This is a genomic window from Actinoplanes sp. NBRC 101535 (genome assembly GCF_030269225.1).
Lineage (GTDB): Bacteria > Actinomycetota > Actinomycetes > Mycobacteriales > Micromonosporaceae > Actinoplanes > Actinoplanes rectilineatus.
Genome location: NZ_BSSY01000005.1, coordinates 444,686 through 466,263 on the forward strand (window position 1 = coordinate 444,686; position 21,578 = coordinate 466,263).

Sequence of the window (21,578 nt, forward strand, 5' to 3'; positions counted from 1 at the left end):
CCGCGCGGAAGGACCCCCCACATGACGATCCGCACCGCCGGCAGCGGACGCCTCGCCGCAGCCGCCGCCCACACCGAAGCAGCCCTCGCCGTCCACGCCCCCCACCTCACCGACGCCTTCCTCACCCACCTCCCCCACGCCGCCGACACCGTCGGCCGGCGCCTCCGCGCCGCCCTCACCCGCGAAAACCTCACCCCGATCACCGGCGGCGGACAACACCACGCCTTCAACCGCATCGAATACCCCACCGCCGGCGTCGACGACCCCGTCGACCTGCTCACCGGCATCGACACCGGCACCATGGCCGCCGAAATCCGCAACGCCGTCATCAATCTGGCCATCGCCATGGCACGCCCCCCTCACCACGACAAGACCGACAACCCGGACACCGAGGCCATCCGCCTCGAACGCCTCGCCGTCGCCGGACACAACCTGCACCCCTGCGGCCGCACCCGACTCGGCTGGGACACCGTCGACGTCCTCGCCCACGACCTCGAAGCCGGCCACACCACCCTGCGATTCATCGCCGTCCGCGACGACAACCACCTCGGCGACGACCTCGGCCCCCTCATCGGCGCACCCACCCCACCCCCGGGATACCGCGCCCAGCCCGTCCACGCCTGGCAACACGACCTCGTCACCCAGCGATACCCCCACCTCTACGCCGACGGCACCCTGCAACCCCTCGACGGCCACCTCGACGCCACCCCCACCGCCGCCCTGCGCACCCTGCTCACCGACACCGGCCACTACCTCAAGGTGTCCCTCGACATCCAGGTCACCTCCACCCGCCGCAGCATCAGCATCGCCAGCACCCGCAACGGACCCGCCCTCTCCACCCTGCTACACACCCTCACCGCCGACGAACAACACCTCATCCTGCTCGCCGAAACCGCCGGCGCCGCCGTACCCGCCGGCAGCGGCCGCGACCTCTCCGCCATCCTGCGCACCGGACTCACCGGCCGGCTCCAACCCGGCGAACACGCCGTCCCCGGCGGCGCCCTCCCCGCCCACGACCCCACCACCGGCCGCACCGTGCTCGCCGGACTCCTCGACGACTACGACGGCACCCCCGCCCAATGGCTCGACGACTACACCCGGCTCCTCCTGCCACCACTGCTCCGGCTCGCCACCAAAGGCATCGCCCTCGAAGCCCACCTGCAGAACTGCCTCCCCACCTTCCTCAACGGACGACCCCACCGCCTCGCCCTGCGCGACTTCGCCGGACTCCGCCTGCACCCCGGCCGCCTCGCCGACGCCGGACACACCATCGACCTCTGGCCCGGATCCGTCATCACCACCGACGACCCCGACATCCTGCGCGCCAAACTCGGCTACACCGCCCTGCAGGCCCACCTCGGCGAACTCGTCATCAACCTCCCCCTCGGCGAGGACCACGCCTGGCGCATCGTCCGCGACGTCGTCGACCACACCTACGACACCCTCGGCGGCCACCCCGACCACGCCGCCTTCACCGCACCGACCGTCCCCCACAAAGCCCTCGTCCGCATGCGCCTCACCGGCGAAGGCGACCTCTACATCCCGGTCAGGAACCCCCTGCATGCTGCCTGACAGCCTCAAAACGCCGGTCTGCGCCTACATTTACGACAAATCAGTGTTGAGGGCCCGCGTCGCGGAACTCCGCGCCAACCTCCCCACCGGAACCACCCTCCTGTACGCCGTCAAAGCCAACGGCCACCCCGACGTCGTCCACACCCTCGCCCAGGAATGCGACGGCCTCGAAGTCGCCTCCGGCGGCGAACTCGACCTCGCCCTCACCGCCGGCGCCCGCCGCATCGCCTTCGGCGGCCCCGCCAAAACCGACCGCGAACTCGCCGCCGCCGTCGCCGCAGGCGCACTGATCAACGTCGAAAGCGCCCACGAACTCCAGCGCCTCGCCGGCCTCGGCCTGCACACCGACATCTGCCTGCGCGTCAACCGCCGCGGACCCACCCTCACCGGCAGCCACACCATGACCGGCACCGCCACCCCCTTCGGCATCGACGAAACCCAACTCGACAACGTCCTGGCGACCATCCCCGACGGCCTGAGAGTCATCGGATTCCACCTGCACGCCGTCTCCAACAACCTCGACGGCCCGGCACACGCCCGATTCATCACCGACGCCATCACCTGGTCCCAGCGATACGGCCCACACATCCGCGTGGTCAACGTCGGAGGCGGCATCGGCATCGACTACCGCACCACCACCTCCATGGACCTCACACCCCTGAAACAGATCACCGTGCCCGACGGCATCGACCTGATCCTCGAACCCGGACGCTGGCTGACCGCCGACGCCGGCCGCTACGCCGCCGAAGTCATCGACCTCAAAACCACCCACGGACGCACCTTCGCCGTCCTCCGCGGCGGCACCCACCACTTCCGGCTCCCCGCCGCCTGGGGCTACAGCCACCCCTTCACCATTCATCACGTCGACACATGGAACCGGCCCTACCCCCGGCCCGAAGTCACCGACGTGACGATCGACGCGGTCGGCGAACTCTGCACCCCCCGCGACGTCCTCACCCGCGACCAGCACGTCGACCACCTCCGCGCCGGCGACATCCTGATCTTCAACCGCACCGGCGCGTACGGCTGGGACATCAGCCACCACGACTTCCTGCGCCACGACCCACCCCAATTCGTCATCCTCTGAAAGCACACGGCCCCCGCCTGCCGACACCGACTCCACGAGGACCCGTGCCCGACAACACCCGCCTGCCCCTCCTCGTAACCGCACTGTGCCTGCTCGCCGCCGGCACCACCGCCTGCGATCCGTCCGGTGACCACCACGCCCGGCCCACCACATCCGGCACCACCCCGGCATCCGGCCGAGTGAACCTGCTCGCCGAAGACTGGAGCCACCTCCCGGGCGGAACCGTCGAACCCGGCGGCGTACGCATCCACGGCCTCGGACGACAGATCGTGCTCCAAGACGGCACCGGCGGACAACCCCACCCACCGGTGAACCTGCGCGGCCCACAACTCACCGTCCACGGCGACTTTCACATCCGCGCGACACTGCACCGCCCCGCCGGCCAGACCGCCTCCCTGTACCTGTACGGCGAAGTACCGATCGTCTACGACGAATGGCTACAGAACCGGCAAGGCCTACGCATCACGATCACGGAACACCAACTGAACCTGACCGTCTGGGACGGCCACTCCGCCACCCCGGCCACGAACCGGACCACGCCGGTCACATCACCCACCACGATCACCGTCACCCTCGAACGTCACGACGGCACCCTGACGCTGACCACCGACGACACCCACATGTCCGCCCCGGATCCCGGAGTCTTCGACACGGGCACCGTCACCTTCGGCGCCGACGCCGACCCCGACGCACCGGACTGGACCCTCACCACCCTGGAAGCGACAGCACGCAACACCGGCAGCGTCACAGTCCGCGCCACCCGGACACCAGCACAGCAGACCCCACCCCCGGACTCCCTGCGCGCCCTGGCGGAGACCACCAGCCGCCGGCTACCCATCGGGGCCGCGATGGCAGCCGAACCACTGGTCAGCGACGACGGCTACCGCACCCTGGCCACCACCCAGTTCTCGATGCTCACCACCGAGAACGCCCTCAAACCCCAGTTCGTCCACCCCGGCCCGAACACCTACAACTTCGCGGAAGGCGACCTGCTGGCCGACTTCGCAGCCGCCAACCACATGACGATGCACGCACACACCCTGGTCTTCGGCGAGGCCAACCCACGCTGGATGCAACAACTCGACCCCGCCGACCGGGAACGCGCGATGACCGAACACATCAGCACCGTCGCCGGCCACTACCGCGGCCGGGTCGCGGAATGGGACGTCGTCAACGAACCACTGTCACCCGAAGACGACGGACCCGACGGCCGCCCAGGCCTGCGCGAACACCTCTGGCAGCAAGCCATGGGCGAGTCGTACATCGACAAGGCGTTCACCGCCGCCCACACCGCCGACCCCGACGCCACGCTGTACCTCAACGAGTTCGGCGCCGAAGCCGACGGCCCCCGCTGGGACGCCCTGTACGACCTGGTCGCCCGCCTCAAGGACCGCGGCGTGCCCATCGACGGAGTGGGCTTCCAAAGCCACATCCACGAAGCCGGCGACCACATCGACCCCGCCGTACTCCGATCCCACATCGCCGACCTGGCCGAACTCGGCCTGTCCGCGCGCATCTCCGAAATCGACGTGTACGGCGAATCACCCCGCGTCCAGGCCACCCAGTTCGCCGGCGTGCTCAGTGCCTGCCTGTCCGAGCCGACCTGCACCTCGTTCACCACCTGGGGCATCACCGACCGCTACGGCTCCACCGCCGAACACGACAGCTACCCACTGGAACCCGGCGACGAACTGCCCTGGGACCAGCGACTACGCCCCAAGCCCGCCGTCACCGCCCTGCAGAACACCCTGCGAGCCGCCCGCCGCTGACACCCCCAGTAGTCAGCGTCCCCCTGCACAGCCGGCCGCTACTGCGACACCTACTCGGGCATAGCGTTCGGCGATGTCTTCTAACATCGGGGATCGCATGAGTACAAGTTCGTAGAAGATTGGCGCGCAGGAGGCGATCAGAACGGTTCGTGCGTCGATGTCTTCAACGGCCTCACCTCGGCGGACTGCTCGTTCGATGGCGACGGCAGCGCGGGCGTAGCGGTTCTCCCAGAATGACCGGAGCGCGTGGGCCGCGGCCGGTGAGCGGAACGACGCCGCGACGAGTGCCCGGGTGATCGATGGTTCTTCCGTCAAGGCCGCGGCGATCTGGCGGTTGATGGCGACCAGGTCGTCCAGTAGTGAGCCGGTGTCCGGCGGTTCCCACGGGTATTCGCGGGCGGCGTCGAGGGAGTCGGCGAGAAGGCTGCCGGTGTCGCGCCAGCGGCGGTAGACGGTGGTGCGATGGACTCCCGACAGCGCGGCGACCGCGTCCATGGTCACGGCTTCGTAGCCGCCATCCAGCAGCAACGACGCGACGGCGTCGAGTACGCGTTCGCGCGTGCGGGCGGTTCGGCCGCCGGGCCGGGTTACTCCGGGGACCGCGAAAGGGACTTGCGCATCCGACGCCATGTGCCTAATGCTACATCCGTAGCATTTAAGGAGGGAAGCTGATGCCACCGCCTGAGACAGCGCTGTGCCGCGAGATGGTCCTGCCGTCGGGTTGGGCACCGTACGCCGTGGCGGGGGACGCCACCGGGAACTTGTGGATGACGATTCTGACTCCGCAGGGACTCACACGATTCATGCCTGCCGAAACCTCGGTCGACGGTGAGGCAGATTTCACGTTCCGGCACGAGCGCCTTCCTCGCAGTGACGGTCATCCGATGCTGCTGGCCGTCGCCACCGACGGCGCGCTCTGGTGCACCCGCACCGACGATCGGCTGAGCCGCCGAGACGCCTCCGGCGACCACACGGTGATCGACCTGGCAACCGGATCGGCGCCTTACGGCATCGCCGCTGCGCCTGACGGAGGAGTCTGGTTCACCGCACCGGGGCTCAACCAGATTGGCAGGGTGGTCACCGCCTCGGGCGACTTGACCATGCTCGACCTGCCGGTCCCCGACGCGCGGGCGGCGATGCTCACCGTCGATGTTGCAGGCCGGCCGTGGGTTGCGCTCAACGCCGCCAGTGCCCTCGCTTACGTGAACGACGGTGCGGTGCAGATTGTCGAACTACCCAGTGGCAGGGCGCCTGCCGCGCCGGTCGGCATCGCCGCCTCCGAGGCGGGGATCTGGTACGCGGACATCGCTGGAGGGTGCGTTGGTCGTGTCGATCCGTCCGGCTCGGTAGAGAAAATCAGCTTCGCCGACGCCGCATGCCGGCCACACGCCGTCGCGGCCGACACCGACGGCGGATGCTGGGTCACGCTGTGGGGCTCTGGCCAACTGGCCCGGATCACGGCCGACGGTGACGTGACCCTTCACCAATTACCCGGACGAGAGCCTCATGGGTTGTGGGTCGAGGACTGTCTGGTGTGGGTGGCGATGGAGAGCGGCTCCTTGGTCGCGGTCGAGAAGGGCGAGAGCGCGTGAGCGAAGAGATCTCTTTCGAGGTTGACGGCGGCACAGTGGCCGCCCTGGATCACGGCGGCGCCGGGCATCCCGTATTGCTCGTGCACGGCAGCGGGCACAACGCCGCCGCATGGGAAGCGGTAGTGGCAGGCCTTCTGCCACGACATCGGGTGATCGCCGTCGACCTACGCGGCCACGGCCACAGCACCGCCGAGTCGAAAAACGCAGAACAGTACTGGCGTGATCTGGCCGTTGTCGTTGCCGCATCGGGTTGGGAAAGTCCGTTGTTGGTCGGTCACTCCACCGGCGGCTACGCCGTCACCGCGGTCACTGCCGCAGGCCTCGTCGAGCCCAGCGGGATCTGCATCGTCGACGGGCTGGTCCTCGACGACCGGCAGACCGCCTCCCGCACTCTCGGGCAATTTCGCACCCCGCAGGCCGCCGAGGAACTGCGGCGTACGTTCGGGTACGGCCGCCGTTTCGATGCCGCACAACGTGACGCCTGGGTTGAGGAACAGGCGGCCGGCGCCGCAACCGACTGGCTCAACGCCGGCGCTGATCCCGAACTCGTACGCGCGGTCGGTGCACGAAGCTTCCTCAGCGATGGCGGCGGCGTGTTCACCCGAAGGCCCACGACAGAAGAGATCGCGGCCACGACCACCGCGCCACCGGACGCGCCGGTGTATCCCAGCATCGACGTCTACGAACGGATCACCTGCCCGATGACCATCGTGCTGGCCCGCCATGGCTTCTACGCGGACCGGCGCGACAAGATCACCGCCATCGTGCAGACCGCACCTCAGCGACGCCTCGTAGAGATCACATCCGGACACAACATCGTCATGACACACCCCCAGGAACTGACAGCTGCCATTACGGCCATGACGACCTGAAGGCACGACAATCGGCCCTCCGGCTGAACGGCTCGCAGCGCCGTCGCCGCGGCAGAGAGATCTACGCGATCGACGATGCGCCCGGCAAATCGGGTCGGCATACGGACGGCGTCTCGTCGGGGTTGGGGGCTCCTTAACGGATGCGCGACCAGGGATCAAGAAGTCGATCTAGGAAGTGGTCGCGGCGTCGACTACAGGTTCTCGATGTAGCCGGCGGCGATGTCCTCGGGCGGGTTGGTGTAGCGGTGGATGTAGCGCTGCGACTGATGACCGAGTCGGCGCTCGAGTTCGTAGGCGTCCCTGCCGGTGGCCTCGGCGAGCGCGAAGGCAAAACTGTGCCGAAGGTCATGGGGCCTGAGCGGGCTGATGTGCCGGACTGGGTCGCCGTGTTCGGCGTCGTGCCAGCGGCCGATCTGCTCGCAGATCGGATTGATCGAGCGCGGGGAGAGCCGGCCGTCGGGGCGCCGTGAGCCGATCGAGGCGGCGGACAGGAACAGCGCGGCCGGTCCGGCGTCGGCGGGGCGCTCGTGTGCGAGGTAGTCGGCCAGGGCGGTGCGGCCGTCGGCGCCGAGGAACACGGTACGGCTGGTGCCGCCTTTGCCTCATACGCCGCTGATCTTCGCCTTCTTGGCCGCGCGCAGCTCCTGCGGGATGTTCGGGGTGATCTGGTCCAGGTCGAGGTTGACCAGTTCCTCGCGTCGTAACCCGGTGCCGAGCAGGATGTGCACGATCGCGCGGTCGCGCAGCGGCCGGGCGTGGCCGTGCAGCTCGCCGACCGCGCTGCGGCGGCGGCTCTTGTGCTGGTGGAAGCGCGGCAGCCGGTCGAGCACGTTCTTCAGGGTGCGGACCTGCCCCGGCGTCAGCGCGCGGGGTTCGAGTGGCGGCAGCGGCAGGTCGCCGACCTTGGCGCACGTCACGGCCAGGCAGCCGTCCGGCACCAGCGGTGAGTCAGTCATACGTACACCGTGCCTGACATAGCGGCCAGGGGGTGGCCGCCATGTCAAGTCCGCACGTGTACCGAATCCCGGCATCTGGACCGATCTGGTCGGTCGGCGAAGCCGTCCTTTGGTTTGAGGTGCGGCTTGCCGCACTACCCCCAATCCTTCCTAGGATCATAGTTTGAAAGGGGAGGGCGTCCTGGGGACGCCGGTGATGTCAGTAGTCCTCGGTCTGACTCCGGATCACCCAGAGGGTGCCGCCGTTCGACGACTGGGCGCGCGTCTTGGCGTTGTAGCCCAACGTCCAGAACCAGCCGTCAGCCGGCTCGACCGTGCTCGGGTTCGCCTGATCGTAGAGGCCGGAGTCGTACAGCGGCACCGGCGTCCCACTCCAGGTGCCCGCCGGGTTGTCGATCATCATGCCGACGGTGGGGCGGACGCCGTCGCTGGCACGGTTGCCGTAGGTGAACAGCACCTTCCCCGACGAGGTCTTCAACAGGTGATGCGAGCTGGCCAGCACACCGGTGAAGGACTGGAACGTGTAGGACGGCGTCGCCGCGTACGCGTTCCAGCGCGCGATGATGACCGGGCTGGCGTGCCGGTACGACGGGTTCGCGGTGTCCAGATTCTCCGACCGGACCGCGGTGACCACCGTGTCGCCGATCTGCACGAAACTCGGCTCGGAATACCGCCGGCCGACCGGATTGTCATTCGCGATGATCTTGTGGAAGCCGGCGACCAGCAGGCGGGGCGCGACGGTCGCCCGCCAGGTGGCCCGCATGAAGAAAGCCCCACCGGCCGCGCCGTCCTGGTAGAACGGGATCAGCACCTGATCGGTCTGACCGCCGCCGTCGGCCAGGGCCAGCACCGCGCCGTGGCTGGCGATACCGGTCGGCGCCCCCGGATAGGTCAACTGCTCCGGCGCGGTGAACCGGGTCCAGCCCGGCTTCCACACCGAGTAGTACACCTTGCCCGCCGTGAAGAACGTGAGCACCACACTGCCGTCGTTCATCCGGCCCAGTTTCGGGTCCCGGGTGTCCCAGCCGTCCACCACACTCGGGTCGGCGAACGCGTTGGCCGGAGCCGACCAGCCATTGCCATCACTCCAGAACGACAGCTGGATCGTGCTCTCCACACCGGCGTGCTCGGTGGACCGGTGCCACACCGCCATCAGCCGCCCGTCGGCCAGCTTCACCACGTCCGGGAACCGCGCCTCGAACGGATCCTCCTCCTGCGTGATCTTGTGAATGATGTCCACCGCGGCCTGCGCCGGCCGCGGTGCCACCGCCACCACCAGAACCGCCGCCGACACTGCCGCCACAACCCGGAAAAGCTTCCGCATGTCTCCCCGCTCGATCGACCGACATCGTGATCGACACGATGCCGGAAAAGAGAGAACCGACGATGGCCAGTGGCGGAACCCCGACTGAATCACCGGTCCCGCCGAACGCGGCGATGCGCACGGTATCCCCGAGGACGTCACCTGGTTCCCCGCGCTCTGCACCGCCCACACCATCACGCTGTGAACCCGAAACCTTCTGCCGGCCCCTGGGCGGTGACACCCACCCTCGACGACACGCCGCCGAACGAGTGACGATCCGGTGCGTGTCGGCAGCGGCCAGCGATCGTGCACCACATGATCAAAACTAGGTTCGCCGCCGTCTTCGCCCTGGTCACCGCCCTCGCCGGCACGCCGACACCGGCCACCGCCGCAATCGGCACCGCCCCCACCTGCCCGATCGTGGAGGACAGACTCACCGCCTCCGCCGTCGCCCCCAAGGAGATCGCGCTCGACCGGATCACCCCCAAACCGGTCTGGCGGGTCAGCTGCGGCACCCTCTACCGCAGCGACAGCCGCGGACCCGACGTCATCTTCGCCGCCGGATTCACCCCCAAGGACTGGACCGCCGGACAGTACGACGTCGCCAAGTACGTCCTGGTCAACCAGCCTTCCCCGTACGTCTCCACCTCCTACGACCACGACCTCTACAAGACCTGGTACAAATCCGGCTGGAACTACTACATCGACGCCCCCGGCGGTATCGACGTCAACAAGACCATCGGCGACACCCACAAATGGGCCGACCAGGTCGAAGTGGCCTTCCCCGGCGGCATCAAACGCGAATACGTCATCGGCGTCTGCCCGGTCGACAAGACCACCAAGACCGAGAAGATGACCGACTGCCAGAGCAACCCGCACTACAAGCCCTGGCACTGACCCGGGCCCACAGGGATGCAGCACATCCGACGTCCCATCACATCTCCACTGATGGACAGCGACCGGAAGGCATCCCGTGATCTTCGAGGAATACGTCAGGCGCCGGGGCCAATCCCTGATGCGCCTGGCGTACCTGCTCACCGGCGACCCCCACCTCGCCGAAGACCTGACCCAGACCGCACTGACCGACGCCTACCGCCACTGGAAGAAGGTCACCGACGCCCGCAACCCACACGCCTACGTCCAGCGCATCCTGACCAACACCTACCTCGGCTGGCGACGCCGCCGCTCCTTCACCGAACGCCCGGTCGACCCGCACCACACGATCCACCAGCCCACCCCGGCCCCCGACGCCAGCGACCCCACCGCCGCCCGTGACCACACCGACCGGCTCCTCGCCCACCTGGCACCCCGGGCTCGCACCATCCTCGTACTGCGCTACTACCTCGACCTCGCCGACGCGGACATCGCCGACACCCTCGGCATCACCCCGAGCGCCGTCCGCGCCACCGCCTCCCGCGCCCTGGCCACCCTGCGCGCCACCTCCGAGGAGACGACATGACCGACCCCGTCGAAGAATCCCTGCGCGCCACCCTGCACCGGCAGGCCGACGACGCACCACACCTCACCGACGACGTGTTCCGCATCCCGCAGCGGGTCCACCGGCAGCGCCTGCGGACCGCGGCCGCCGGACTCGCCCTGGCGGTCCTGGCCGGGACCGGCGCCACCGTGTACGCCCTCCAGCCCCCGCCCCCGGCCGGCCACCAGCAGGGCCCGCTCCCGGGCGGCGGGCAGGACTGCGACGTGGCCGAACCGGAGGACGTCGCCGGCCGCGGCTTCGCCTTCGACGGCACGGTCACCGGCATCGACGGCGACACCACGGGGAGCATCGTCTCGGTGAGTTTCACCGTCCACGAATGGTTCCGCGGCGACACCGGCACCGCCACGACCGTGCAGATGGCGGCCCCGGTCGTGTTCCCCGAGCTCGCCAGTGAGGCCGGGCCCTCGTACACCGTCGGCACCCGCCTGCTCGTCAGCGGCGACCTGCCGATGGCCCGGGGATGCGGCAACACCCGCTACTACGATCCCGCCACCGCCGCCATCTGGCGCACCGCCACCCGGTAGGCCTCCCCCACGATGTGGAGGGGCCGGTCGGCGAAGCCGTCCTCTCCTTGTCGGTGGTGCGGAGCACCACGCGTACTCCGTCCTAGGATTCTAGGAGAGAGGCCGGAACGGACAGTGACGCCAGCAGCGACAGCGCCGCGGCCGTCGGCGAGCCCGGCTCCGCGTGGTACAGCGCCAGGATCAAGCCGTCGGACTGCAGCTTCTCGCGGCGCAACGTCAGCGGGCCCACCACCGGATGGTTCATCCGCACCTCACCCCCGGTCGGCGCCTTCACGTCGTGTCGCGCCCACAGGTGCCGGAACTCCTCGCTGGCCAGCGACAACTCCCCCACCAGCTCGGTCACCCGCGGATCGGCGGACTCGGTGCCGATCGACGCACGGAAGGAGGCGACCATCCCACCGAGTAGGGCGTCCCAGTCGACGTGCAGATCGCGTTCGGCCGGGTCGAGGAAGACCGACCGCATCCGGTTCTCCCCCACCCTGATCGCCGGGGACAGCGCCGCGGCCAGGGTGTTCACCGCCAGGACGTCGAAATGCCGGTTCTCCACGAACGCCGGGAGCCCCACCACGTCGAGCAGCTGCCGCAGACCGGCCGGGACCTGTTCGCGCCGGGAGCGGCGGGCCACCGGGCGGGGACCGCCACCGGTCAGCGACAGCAGGTGCGCGGTGGCCGTGGCGTCCAGCTGAAAGACCCGGGCCAGCGCGGCGAGCACCTGCGGCGACGGATTACGGTCCCGGCCCTGCTCCAGGCGCAGGTAGTAGTCGGCGCTGATGCCGGCCAGGGTCGCGACCTCCTCGCGGCGCAGGCCCGGCGTGCGGCGCACGCCGATCACCCGCAGACCGGCGTCCGCCGGCCGGATCAGGGCCCGCCGGGCACGCAGATACTCCCCCAGGGCATTCACCATTCCACTGTACGAACGGAGCACGCCGACGATCCTGGCCCTGCCACTCCCAGGATCGCCGGGGCACTGCCCACCCCCGGCGGCGGCGCCCATCGTGGAGGCATGACCGTTTCCACCACACTTCCCGGCGGCGTCCACCGACTCGGGGACCGGGATCTGCACCGTTTCGGGTACGGCGCGATGCAGCTGGCCGGCCCCGGCGTGTTCGGGCCGCCGCAGGACCGCCCCGGGGCGGTGGCCGTGCTGCGCGCCGCCGTCGAGCACGGCATCGACCACATCGACACGGCCGACTTCTACGGTCCGCATGTCACCAACGAGATCATCAGGGAGGCGCTCACCCCGTACCCCCGAGGTCTGTGTCTGGTCACCAAGGTCGGCGCGCGCCGCGATGCGCAAGGAGGCTGGCCGCATGCGCGCACCCCGGCCGAGTTGCGGCAGCAGGTCCACGACAACCTGCGCACGCTGGGCCTGGAGACGATCGACGTGGTGAACCTGCGGGTGGGCGGGTACAGCGATCCGGAGCCGGGGTCGATCGCCGAGCAGTTCGCCGCGCTGGCCGAGCTGCGTGACCAGGGCCTGATCCGGCATCTGGGGCTGAGCACGGTGAACGCCGAGCAGGTGGCCGAGGCGCAGACGATCGCGCCGGTGGTGTGCGTGCAGAACTTCTACAACATCGCGAACCGTGCCGACGACGCCCTGATCGACGCGCTCGCCGCGCAGGGCATCGCCTACGTGCCGTACTTCCCGCTGGGCGGGTTCTCGCCGCTGCAGTCGGCGGAGCTGACCACGGTGGCGTCGCGGCTCGGGGCGACGCCGATGGCGGTGGCGCTGGCCTGGCTGCTGCAGCGGTCGCCGAACATCCTGCTGATCCCGGGTACGTCGTCGGTGGCGCACCTGGAGGAGAACATCGCCGGCGCGGGCCTGACCCTCGGCACCGAGGACGTGGCCGAGCTGGACGCGATCGGCGCACCGGATAACACTGTTCACCTATAGGTATTAGGAAATATGGTCACGGGGTGCCCCGCCGCTCCGCCGTAGTCCTCGCCGTCTGTCTCGCCGCCGCCTTCACCACCCTGCTCGACCAGGCCAGCATGACCACCGCGGTCCCGTCCCTGCGCTCGTCGCTGGGGGCGGGACCGGTCACCACCCAGTGGATCCTGGCCGGCTACTCGCTCACCTTCGGGTTGGCGCTGGTGCCGGCCGGGCGGCTGGGTGACCGGTACGGGCGCCGCGGCCTGTTCGCCGGCGGCATCGCCCTGTTCACTCTGTCGGCCGTGCTGGCCGGCACGGCAACCGAACCGTGGGTGGTGGCGGCGGCCCGGCTGCTGCAGGGCGCCGGCGCGGGCATCGTCAACCCGCAGGTCTACGGCATCATCCAGGACCTGTTCACCGGGCGCGACCGGGCCCGGGCGCTGGGCGCGTACGCCACCGTCGGCGGTGTCGCCGGGGTGATCGGCCCGGTCGTCGGCGGCGTGGTCATCTCGCTGGCCGGGCCGGCGCACGGCTGGCGGTTCGTGCTGCTGCTGACCGTGCCGTTCGGGCTGCTCACGATCCCGCTGGCGCTGCGGCTGCTGCCCCGCCCCACGACGGTCCGCCGCACCCCGCTGGACCTGCCCGGACTGGCCCTGCTGGCGGTCGTCACGCTGGGGCTGCTGCTGCCGTTCGTGCTGCACCCGGCGACGCTCGCCGGTGCGGTCCTGGGACTGGCGGCCCTGCTCTGGTGGGAACGCCGCTGCCCGGCGCCGCTGCTGCTGCCGGAGCTGCTGGGCAGCCGCGGGTACACCCTGGGCGTGCTGACCGCGATGTTCCAGTTCGGGGCGTCGCTGTCGACGACGCTGGTGCTGGTGCTGTATCTGCAGGACACCCTGGGCTGGTCGCCGCTGCGGGCGGCGGTGACGGCGCTGCCGAGCGCGCTGGGTTTCGCGTGCGCCTCGTGGCAGAGCTGGCGGGTGGTGGGCCGGTTCGGGCGCCGCGGAGTGGCGTGCGCACTGGCGGCCGCGGTGACCGCCGACCTGGCCACGGTAGTGATCGTTAACAACGGCATCGGCGGCCAGGCCGCGCTGATGGCGACACAGCTCGCGATGGGCCTGTCCGGCGGCCTGATCGTCTCGCCGAACCAGGCGCTGACGCTCGCCCACGCACCGGCCGCCCACGCCGGTCTGGCCGGGGCGTTCCTGCAGGTCACCCAGCGCATCTCGGCGACGGTGGCGACCGCGGCGGTGACCGGCATCGTGCTGACCAGGTCCTCCACGGCGGCACTGGTGGTGTGCGCGGCGTTGATGACCGCCGCCCTGATCTGTTCGCTGCTGGACCTGCGCGGTGGTTACTCTCGGTCAGCTGAGCGGCGTCGCTTTGAAACTACGGAAAGTAGCTTCCGTTCCTAGAAGCCGCGCTCACGATGTTCGGCGCCGGCCTGCTCCTGCTGGCGGTCGCGGGCGTCACCACCGGCCTGGCGGGCGGACGTGCTCTTCGCCGTCGGGTACGCCCTGTTCCTCCCGCAGGTCTTCCTGCCACCGGCCGGGCGCATCCTCCACGGCGTGCTGCCGGCAGCCCGTCTGTAGCGGTTACCTGCCTCGTCTACCGCCTAGGTAGGCTTCGCCCATGATCAAAAGAATCGAGCTTCCGGGTACGCGGTGAGCGCCCTCGCCATCCGGGTGGACCGGGTGCTGGGCGGTGGCCCCTTCGCCGAGATCGGCCGGCCGCGTGTCGCCGTGGCCTCGCCCGACGAGTCGCTCATCGCGGTGGGCGGGGCGCTCCCCCGGCCGCAGTGGCACGGCCGCGACGTCTCCCGCCGATCACTACCGCATCCGGGCCGGCATCCGACGGCCGTCTATCGCTCCGACGACCTCACCTGCCTGTTCGCGTCGACCACGCATTGGCCGGTCAACGCACTCGCCTTCCATCCCACCCTGCCGTTGCTGGTGATCGGCACCGGCGCGTACGACGGCGGTTGGTCCTATCACGGCGAACTGCTCCTGCTGGACCTGTCCACCGGCGCTACCGTGTCGCTGCTGGAACATCCCCGGGAGGTTCGGCAGATCACCTGGCAGGATCCGGAGACTCTCGCGCTGGTGCTCGCCATCCCCTGCGACGAGGACAAGAAGACGTTCGGCACCACGTCGCTGGCCTGCACCATCCGCCGCGACGACTGGGCCCGGGCCACCCCCGGCATGGTGGAGATGCCTTGAATCCGCGTAGCCGTCGCTGCTCGTCGGTGGCTGCCACGTCGGACAACCCGCCGGGCCGCAGCCACCGACGACGCCTCGCGGTGGCCGGCCGTCGTCGGTGGCCGGTTTCGACGCACAGACAGACCGTGGACGACGGCCCAGGACGACCGGCCGTCGCTCACGGTCGATTCCGGCCCGCAAACGAACCCTCGGCGACGGCTCGATCGGCCCGGCCGTCGCCCACGGTCGATTCCGACTCGCTGACGAACCACAGCCGACGGCCGAGCCGGTCGAGCCGTCGACCACAGCTGCCTGGAGGACGGTAATCAGCCGCCGAGGACGGCTCCGACTCACCCAGCCGTCACCCACGGCCGCTTTCGGCGCTCGGGCAGACCATGGGCGACGGCCGGGGCGGCCGAAACGCCACCGAACCTGTTCCGATCTCGACGACGGCCCCGGGAGTCCGCGAGTGACCCGACGGCGCCGACGCACGAAGCAACCGGAGACGGCGCTCGGCAGACGTGATGGCAGCCGCGGCGGCGGCAGGCGACCGGAGTCAGCGGGGAATGACGCGGCGCATCTCGCGCAGCGCCTGCCGGCGGACGTCGCCGGTCAGGGTGTCGACGTAGAGGCGGCCGTCCAGGTGGTCGGTCTCGTGTTGCAGGGCGCGGGCCAGGAACCCCTCGCCGCGGATCACCAGCGGCTCGCCGTGCTGGTCGAAACCGGTCGCCGTGACCGATTGTGCCCGGGTCGTCTGGTAGCCGAGGCCGGGCAGCGACAGGCAGCCCTCCTCGTCGGTCTGCGTGCCGTCGAAGTCGCTGAGGACCGGGTTGACCATGTGGCCGACGACGCCGCCCACGTTGTAGGAGAAGATCCGCAGGCCCACCCCGATCTGCGGGCCGGCCACCCCGGCGCGGCCCGGTTCGCGGACGGTGTCCTCCAGGTCGCTGATCAGCGAGCGCAGCTCGGCGTCGAAGGTGGTGACCGGGTCGGCGGGGGTGCGCAGGACCGGGTCGCCGTAGATCCGGATGGGACGAACTGTCATGCCTCAAAGGCTAATGGGTCGTTACGCGAACAGGGCGGGGCGGTCGGTGACCAGCATCTGACGCAATTTGAGCAGCGAGCGGCGGGTCTGACTCTTGACCACGTTGACGGGCACGTCCAGTTCCTCGGCGACCTGTTCCACGCTGTGGTCGGCGAAGTAGCGCAGCAGCACGATGGCCCGGTCGCGGGCGGGTAGCCGGCCGACCGCCTCCATCATCGTCAGCCGTAGTTCGGGGCTGACCGAGTAGGCGGGTTCGCGCAGGGCACCCGGCACGGCCTCGGTGGAGCTGCGGCGGCGGCGGTGGTCGAGGTAGACCCGCAGGAGGACCTTCTGCGCGTACGCCGGAAGGTTGTCGCTGTCGGCGGCACGTCCCCAGCTCTGGAACAGTTTGGTGAGGGTGGTCTGGGTGAGGTCCTGGGCCAGGTGCCAGTCGCGGCACAGCTGGTAGGCGCTGCTGTGCAGCCGGGCGACACTGGCCCCGGCGAAACGTGCGAACTCCTCACGTTCGTCTCCTGCCGGTGTGACCGGCCTTTCCAGCAGTTCAAGCATGTTCGCGTCGTCGCCTTCTCTACACCTTGTGTTGCGTCCCGGTGCCGCGCGGACGTCAAAGTACGCGCTCGGCCGCCGTTCGTGGGGGCGGACGCCGACAGTGGCACGCAATAGGTAGAGACGGCTCGGAGAGCGCTATGAGACGGCTGTGCCCGGCTCCCGTGCGGCGAGTGCGGTGCGCAGTGGTGCGGCCTTCGCGGCGGCCTCGGCGACCTCCTCGCCGGGGTCGCTGTCGATGGTGATGCCACCGCCGGCCCAGGCGTGCAGGCGGTGGCCGTCGGCGGCCACCGTGCGGATGGTCAGGCCCAGGTCGAGGTGGTCGTGGCCGATCCAGCCGACCGCGCCCATGCTGACGCCGCGGCCGACCGGTTCCAGGGCGGCGATCTCGGCGAGGGCGGCGAGTTTCGGGGCTCCGGTGACGCTGCCGCCGGGGCAGGCCGCGCGCAGCAGGTCGGCCAGGCCGACGTCGCCGTCGAGCGGGGCGGACACCACCGATTCGGCCTGCCACAGGCCGGACCATTCGCGGACGGCGAAGAGTTCGTCGACGCGGACCGGGCCGGTGCCGGGCAGCCGGGCCAGGTCGTTGCGTTCCAGGTCGACGATCATGATGTGTTCGGCGCGTTCCTTGGCCGAGCCGAGCAGGGCGGCGCGTCCGGCGGCGGTGGCCGGCCGGGTGCCTTTGATCGGGCGGGTGACGACCCGGCCGTCGCGGACCTCGACGAGGGTCTCCGGGGAGGCGGTGCCCAGTGCCCAGCCGTCGCCGGTGAGGACGCCGCCGTAGCGGGCGCCGGGCAGGGCGGCGACCCGGTGCAGCGCCGGCAGCGGGTCGCCGTGGTAGGTGGCTGACGCGTGCCCGACCAGGTTGACGACGTAGACGTCGCCGCGGCCGATCGCGGCGCGGACCGTGTCGACCGCGGCGGCGTGGTCGGCGGGGGTCCAGGAGGTCTGCCAGTCTCCGAGGCGCCACGACCGCCCAGTTTCGGACAAACGATTTGAAAAGCTGCTATGACCGTAGATGACCGCATAAACATCGGGAATCGAGGGGACCGGCGTGGGTGCTCCGAGGGCTGCACCGGCCATTACGCATCCGGCATCAGCCGACACGTAGAGTGCCGCTCCGCAAATAGTGCTATCGCCGATCGTCCGATTCTTGTCAGCCGTTCGGCCAAGGTTTCGCACCGGCAGTCCGTTGTCGGCCAGAAACCCGGACACAAGCTCGGCAGGGTCACCGGGATCACCCCGATGCCACCGGAACACACGTAACGCATGGTGACGGGCCTGGCAGCCACCCGGCGCACCCGGCGGTGACCCCGGCAGGGGTTCCTCTGGGTGGTCGAAGGGTGGCCTGCCGTGGACCATCGAAGGCGTGGACACACGCGTCGGGGACGTCACTCGCTCGAACCGCTCTCGTTCGATGTGAGGTAACGTCCGTCACCGACTTTGTGAACCTTCACACAGCCCCCGATCCGGAGAACATCCTGATGTGCCAGCACATGATTCCCTGCCCCAGCGCCGACGCCACCGACCGTGAGGCCGCCCGCATCCTGGCCACCTTCCAGGAGCAGGGCTGGAGCCTTCTCTGCAACGGCGTCATCGTCTTCTCCGACACCGGCGAGCTCCTCCCGGACGGCACCACCATCGCGCCGCACCGGGGCCCCGCCGTACACGCCCTGGCAGCCTGACACCGCTGCCGCCACAGACGGCGCAGGCCGCGATCGATGACGACCGCGACCTGCGCACACCGCGCGGAGAGGAAGCAGAGGACTAGTCCTCGAACGCCTCCGGCGACGGGCACGAGCAGACCAGGTTCCGGTCGCCGAACGCCCCGTCGATGCGCCGCACCGGCGGCCAGTACTTCGCCGTCCGGTCCACGCCCGCCGGGAACCCGGCCACCGACCGCGGGTACGCGTGCTCCCACTCGTCGGCCGACACCGCCGACGCCGTGTGCGGGGCGTTGACCAGCGGGTTGTCGCCCGCCGGCCAGACGCCCTCGGCCACCTTGTCGATCTCGCCCTTGATCGCGATCATCGCGGCGACGAACCGGTCCAGCTCGGTCAGGTCCTCGCTCTCGGTCGGCTCCACCATCAGCGTCCCGGACACCGGGAACGACATCGTCGGCGCGTGGAAGCCGTAGTCGATCAGCCGCTTCGCCACGTCGTCGACCGTCACGCCGGTCGCCTTGGTGATCGGCCGCAGGTCGAGGATGCACTCGTGCGCGACGAGGCCGTTGTTGCCCGCGTACAGCACCGGGAAGTGCTCGCGCAGCCGCGCCGCCACGTAGTTGGCCGCCAGCACCGCCGCCGCGGTCGCCTGCGCCAGACCGTCCGGGCCCATCATCCGCACGTACGCCCACGAGATCGGCAGGATGCCCGCCGACCCGTGCGCGGCGGCCGACACCGCGTGGTGGTCGCCGGCCTCCCGCGGGTCGCCCGGCAGGAAGCCGGCCAGGTGCGCGCGGACCGCCACCGGGCCCACCCCGGGACCGCCGCCGCCGTGCGGGATGCAGAACGTCTTGTGCAGGTTCAGGTGGGACACGTCGGCGCCGAACCTGCCGGGCCGGGCGTAGCCGACGAGCGCGTTGAGGTTGGCGCCGTCGACGTACACCTGACCGCCGGCCTCGTGCACCTTGGCGCACAGGTCGGCGATCGACGTCTCGTACACGCCGTGCGTCGACGGGTAGGTCACCATGATCGCGGAGAGCGCGTCCCGGTGCTTGTCGATCTTCGCGTCCAGGTCGGCCAGGTCGACGTTGCCGTCGGCGTCACACGCCACCACGACCACCCGCATGCCGGCCATCACGGCGCTGGCCGCGTTCGTGCCGTGCGCGCTGGACGGGATCAGGCAGACGTCGCGGTGCGTCTCGCCCCGCGACCGGTGGTAGCCGCGGATGGCGAGGAGACCGGCCAGTTCACCCTGCGAACCGGCGTTCGGCTGCACGCTCACCGCGTCGTACCCGGTGATCTCGGCCAGCCACGCCTCCAGCTGGGCGACGAGCGCTTCGTACCCCTGCGTCTGGTCCGCAGGGGCGAAGGGGTGGATGTCGGCGAACTCCGGCCAGGTGACCGCCTCCATCTCGGTGGTGGCGTTCAGCTTCATCGTGCACGAGCCCAGCGGGATCATGCCGCGGTCCAGGGCGTAGTCCCGGTCCGACAGTTTGCGCAGGTAGCGCAGCATGCTCGTCTCGGAGTGGTGCGTGTTGAACACCGGGTGGGTCAGGAACGCGGTGGTGCGCTCCAGCGCGGCCGGGATGACCGCCGCACCGGCCTTCGCCGGGGACGCCCCGAACGCGGCGAGCACGATCGCGATCTGCGCGTCGGTGGTGGTCTCGTCACACGACACCGACACCCGGTCGGCGTCGACGAGCAGCAGGTCGACCTCCTCGGCGGCGGCCGCGGCCACCACCGCGGCGGCCCTGCCCGGCACCCGTGCGGTCACCGTGTCGAAGAACGCGGCCTGCGTGATCTCCACGCCCGCGGCGGCGAGACCGGCCGCGAGCGCCCGGGCCTTCTCGTGGGTACGCGACGCGATCGCGCGGACGCCGGCCGGACCGTGGTAGACCGCGTACATGCTCGCCATCACCGCGAGCAGCACCTGCGCCGTGCAGATGTTGCTCGTCGCCTTCTCCCGGCGGATGTGCTGTTCCCGGGTCTGCAGGGCGAGCCGGTACGCCGGAGCCCCGTCCGCGTCCTTGGAGACCCCGACCAGCCGGCCCGGCAGCGACCGCTCCAGTCCGGCACGCACCGCCAGGTAACCGGCGTGCGGGCCACCGAAGCCGAGCGGCACCCCGAACCGCTGGGTGGTGCCGGCCGCGATGTCCGCACCGATCTCGCCCGGCGCGCGCAGCAGCGTCAGGGCGAGCAGGTCGGCGGCGACCGCCACCAGGGCGCCCTTCGCGTGGGCCGCCTCGACCAGCGCGGCGTGGTCGCGGATCGCCCCGGACGCCCCCGGGTACTGCAGGTGCAGGCCGAAGAACTCCTCCGGCAGCTCCTCGGTGTCCAGGTCGACGACCCGCACCTCGATGCCGAGCGGTTCCGCCCGGGTGCGCAGCACCGACAGCGTCTGCGGGAACGTGTCGGCGTCCACCGCGTACACCATCGTCTTGTTCTTGGAAGTCCGGCGCGCGAGGGTCATCGCCTCCGCGACGGCCGTCGCCTCGTCGAGCATCGACGCGTTCGCCGTGGTCAGACCGGTGAGGTCGGTCACCATGGTCTGGAAGTTCAGCAGCGCCTCCAGGCGCCCCTGGCTGATCTCCGGCTGGTACGGCGTGTACGCCGTGTACCAGGCCGGGTTCTCCAGCACGTTCCGCTTGATCACCGCCGGGGTGACCGTGTTGTAGTAGCCCAGCCCGATCATCGGGGTTGCCAACACGTTGCGGGCCGCGATGGCCCGCAGCTCGGCGATCGTCTCCTGCTCGGAGGCGCCGGCCGGCAGGTCCAGGGTGCCGTGGAAGCGGATCGACTCCGGGATCGCGGCGTCCATCAGGTCGTCCAGGGAGGCGTAACCGACGGCCTTGAGCATGTGGGACTGCTCGTCCGCACCGGAACCGATGTGACGGGGTACGAAGGGGGACGTCATGCGCGACTCCAGGCGTCGAGAAGGTCGAGGAACAACCTCCCCCTCTGTCATACCCACGCCGGGTACTTCAGAGTCGCCTGCCCGCGCGGTCCTTTTGCCTGAGAGGTTCCGGGGAGGATTTGCCCCTTCGGCGCCGATATGGTCTCTCCCGCGCGGGAGTAACCGGCC

Annotated in this window: 20 protein-coding genes, 1 pseudogene and 1 riboswitch; of the genes and pseudogenes, 12 read left to right on the top strand and 9 right to left on the bottom strand. The window is 70.1% G+C overall.

All coding sequences use genetic code 11. The annotated features are described in order from the left end of the window. Positions 1 to 21 precede the first annotated feature (21 nt). The 3 genes from QSK32_RS17040 to QSK32_RS17050 are packed head-to-tail and all read left to right on the top strand — an operon-like array spanning position 22 to position 4,428. Positions 22 to 1,572 (top strand): IucA/IucC family protein, encoded by a 1,551-nt coding sequence (locus tag QSK32_RS17040; protein WP_285472483.1) that lies wholly within the window; start codon positions 22 to 24, stop codon positions 1,570 to 1,572. After that, positions 1,562 to 2,659 carry a type III PLP-dependent enzyme domain-containing protein gene (locus QSK32_RS17045; RefSeq protein WP_285472484.1) on the top strand — a complete coding sequence of 366 codons (1,098 nt, stop codon included), beginning with the start codon at positions 1,562 to 1,564 and terminating at the stop codon, positions 2,657 to 2,659. The genes QSK32_RS17040 and QSK32_RS17045 overlap by 11 nt, the downstream gene beginning before the upstream one ends. 44 nt (positions 2,660 to 2,703) lie before the next feature. Then, positions 2,704 to 4,428 carry an endo-1,4-beta-xylanase gene (locus QSK32_RS17050; protein WP_285472485.1) on the top strand — a complete coding sequence of 575 codons (1,725 nt, stop codon included), beginning with the start codon at positions 2,704 to 2,706 and terminating at the stop codon, positions 4,426 to 4,428. Positions 4,429 to 4,440: 12 nt separating this feature from the next. Here QSK32_RS17050 and QSK32_RS17055 read toward each other — a convergent pair whose 3' ends face one another. Then, positions 4,441 to 5,058 (bottom strand): TetR/AcrR family transcriptional regulator, encoded by a 618-nt coding sequence (locus QSK32_RS17055; protein ID WP_285472486.1) that lies wholly within the window; start codon positions 5,056 to 5,058, stop codon positions 4,441 to 4,443. 74 nt (positions 5,059 to 5,132) lie between these two features. Here QSK32_RS17055 and QSK32_RS17060 point away from each other — a divergent pair, with 74 nt between their 5' ends. Both QSK32_RS17060 and QSK32_RS17065 read left to right on the top strand, forming a co-directional pair. Next, positions 5,133 to 6,020, top strand: a complete 888-nt coding sequence (locus tag QSK32_RS17060) for a Vgb family protein (protein WP_502872539.1) — start codon at positions 5,133 to 5,135, stop codon at positions 6,018 to 6,020. Next, positions 6,017 to 6,892: an alpha/beta fold hydrolase gene (locus QSK32_RS17065; protein ID WP_285472488.1), complete on the top strand. Its 876-nt coding sequence runs from the start codon at positions 6,017 to 6,019 to the stop codon at positions 6,890 to 6,892. Before QSK32_RS17060 ends, QSK32_RS17065 begins: the two co-directional genes overlap by 4 nt. Positions 6,893 to 7,083: 191 nt before the next feature. On the opposite strand, the pseudogene QSK32_RS17070 reads toward QSK32_RS17065, so the two are convergent. From QSK32_RS17070 to QSK32_RS17080, 3 genes and pseudogenes are all read right to left on the bottom strand, one after another. Continuing rightward, a pseudogene (locus tag QSK32_RS17070) lies at positions 7,084 to 7,482 on the bottom strand (tyrosine-type recombinase/integrase); the annotation flags it as partial. Between the two features lie 12 nt (positions 7,483 to 7,494). Beyond that, the gene (locus tag QSK32_RS17075; RefSeq protein ID WP_285472489.1) at positions 7,495 to 7,848 is read right to left on the bottom strand and encodes a hypothetical protein; all 354 of its coding nucleotides are present in this window, start codon (positions 7,846 to 7,848) and stop codon (positions 7,495 to 7,497) included. A 199-nt stretch (positions 7,849 to 8,047) separates the two neighbouring features. Beyond that, positions 8,048 to 9,172, bottom strand: a complete 1,125-nt coding sequence (locus tag QSK32_RS17080) for an exo-alpha-sialidase (protein ID WP_285472490.1) — start codon at positions 9,170 to 9,172, stop codon at positions 8,048 to 8,050. A gap of 282 nt (positions 9,173 to 9,454) precedes the next feature. Here QSK32_RS17080 and QSK32_RS17085 point away from each other — a divergent pair, with 282 nt between their 5' ends. The 3 genes from QSK32_RS17085 (at position 9,455) to QSK32_RS17095 (ending at position 11,173) form a co-directional block, all read left to right on the top strand. Further along, positions 9,455 to 10,048 carry an ADP-ribosyltransferase gene (locus QSK32_RS17085; RefSeq protein WP_285472574.1) on the top strand — a complete coding sequence of 198 codons (594 nt, stop codon included), beginning with the start codon at positions 9,455 to 9,457 and terminating at the stop codon, positions 10,046 to 10,048. 76 nt (positions 10,049 to 10,124) lie between these two features. After that, positions 10,125 to 10,610 (top strand): SigE family RNA polymerase sigma factor, encoded by a 486-nt coding sequence (locus tag QSK32_RS17090; protein WP_285472491.1) that lies wholly within the window; start codon positions 10,125 to 10,127, stop codon positions 10,608 to 10,610. Next, a complete protein-coding gene (locus tag QSK32_RS17095; RefSeq protein WP_285472492.1) occupies positions 10,607 to 11,173 on the top strand; it encodes a hypothetical protein in 567 nt (188 codons plus the stop codon). Before QSK32_RS17090 ends, QSK32_RS17095 begins: the two co-directional genes overlap by 4 nt. An 82-nt stretch (positions 11,174 to 11,255) precedes the next feature. Here QSK32_RS17095 and QSK32_RS17100 read toward each other — a convergent pair whose 3' ends face one another. Next, positions 11,256 to 12,077, bottom strand: coding sequence for a helix-turn-helix domain-containing protein (locus QSK32_RS17100; protein ID WP_045747549.1), 822 nt, complete (start codon positions 12,075 to 12,077; stop codon positions 11,256 to 11,258). 99 nt (positions 12,078 to 12,176) lie between these two features. Here QSK32_RS17100 and QSK32_RS17105 point away from each other — a divergent pair, with 99 nt between their 5' ends. The 3 genes from QSK32_RS17105 to QSK32_RS17115 all read left to right on the top strand — a co-directional run bounded on the left by QSK32_RS17105 (position 12,177) and on the right by QSK32_RS17115 (position 15,262). After that, the gene (locus QSK32_RS17105) at positions 12,177 to 13,067 is read left to right on the top strand and encodes an aldo/keto reductase family oxidoreductase (RefSeq protein ID WP_285472493.1); all 891 of its coding nucleotides are present in this window, start codon (positions 12,177 to 12,179) and stop codon (positions 13,065 to 13,067) included. 23 nt (positions 13,068 to 13,090) lie between these two features. Continuing rightward, entirely contained in the window at positions 13,091 to 14,458 is a 1,368-nt protein-coding gene (locus tag QSK32_RS17110; protein ID WP_285472494.1) for an MFS transporter, read from the top strand. A 249-nt stretch (positions 14,459 to 14,707) separates the two neighbouring features. Beyond that, the gene (locus QSK32_RS17115; protein ID WP_285472495.1) at positions 14,708 to 15,262 is read left to right on the top strand and encodes a hypothetical protein; all 555 of its coding nucleotides are present in this window, start codon (positions 14,708 to 14,710) and stop codon (positions 15,260 to 15,262) included. Between the two features lie 535 nt (positions 15,263 to 15,797). Here the strand turns inward: QSK32_RS17115 and QSK32_RS17120 are convergent. From QSK32_RS17120 to QSK32_RS17130, 3 genes are all read right to left on the bottom strand, one after another. After that, positions 15,798 to 16,286 carry a peptide deformylase gene (locus QSK32_RS17120; protein ID WP_045747545.1) on the bottom strand — a complete coding sequence of 163 codons (489 nt, stop codon included), beginning with the start codon at positions 16,284 to 16,286 and terminating at the stop codon, positions 15,798 to 15,800. Between the two features lie 21 nt (positions 16,287 to 16,307). Beyond that, positions 16,308 to 16,835: a SigE family RNA polymerase sigma factor gene (locus QSK32_RS17125; protein ID WP_045747544.1), complete on the bottom strand. Its 528-nt coding sequence runs from the start codon at positions 16,833 to 16,835 to the stop codon at positions 16,308 to 16,310. A 135-nt stretch (positions 16,836 to 16,970) separates the two neighbouring features. Next, positions 16,971 to 18,194 carry a chorismate-binding protein gene (locus QSK32_RS17130; RefSeq protein ID WP_502872540.1) on the bottom strand — a complete coding sequence of 408 codons (1,224 nt, stop codon included), beginning with the start codon at positions 18,192 to 18,194 and terminating at the stop codon, positions 16,971 to 16,973. A 122-nt stretch (positions 18,195 to 18,316) separates the two neighbouring features. On the opposite strand from QSK32_RS17130, the gene QSK32_RS17135 reads away from it, so the two are divergent. After that, complete coding sequence (locus QSK32_RS17135) at positions 18,317 to 18,517, top strand: DUF5999 family protein (protein ID WP_045747556.1); 201 nt, start codon at positions 18,317 to 18,319, stop codon at positions 18,515 to 18,517. Positions 18,518 to 18,599: 82 nt separating this feature from the next. On the opposite strand, the gene gcvP is transcribed toward QSK32_RS17135, so the two are convergent. Beyond that, positions 18,600 to 21,410, bottom strand: coding sequence for an aminomethyl-transferring glycine dehydrogenase (gene gcvP / locus QSK32_RS17140; protein WP_285472496.1), 2,811 nt, complete (start codon positions 21,408 to 21,410; stop codon positions 18,600 to 18,602). Between the two features lie 76 nt (positions 21,411 to 21,486). After that, positions 21,487 to 21,571: riboswitch (glycine riboswitch) on the bottom strand. Between the last annotated feature and the right edge of the window lie 7 nt (positions 21,572 to 21,578).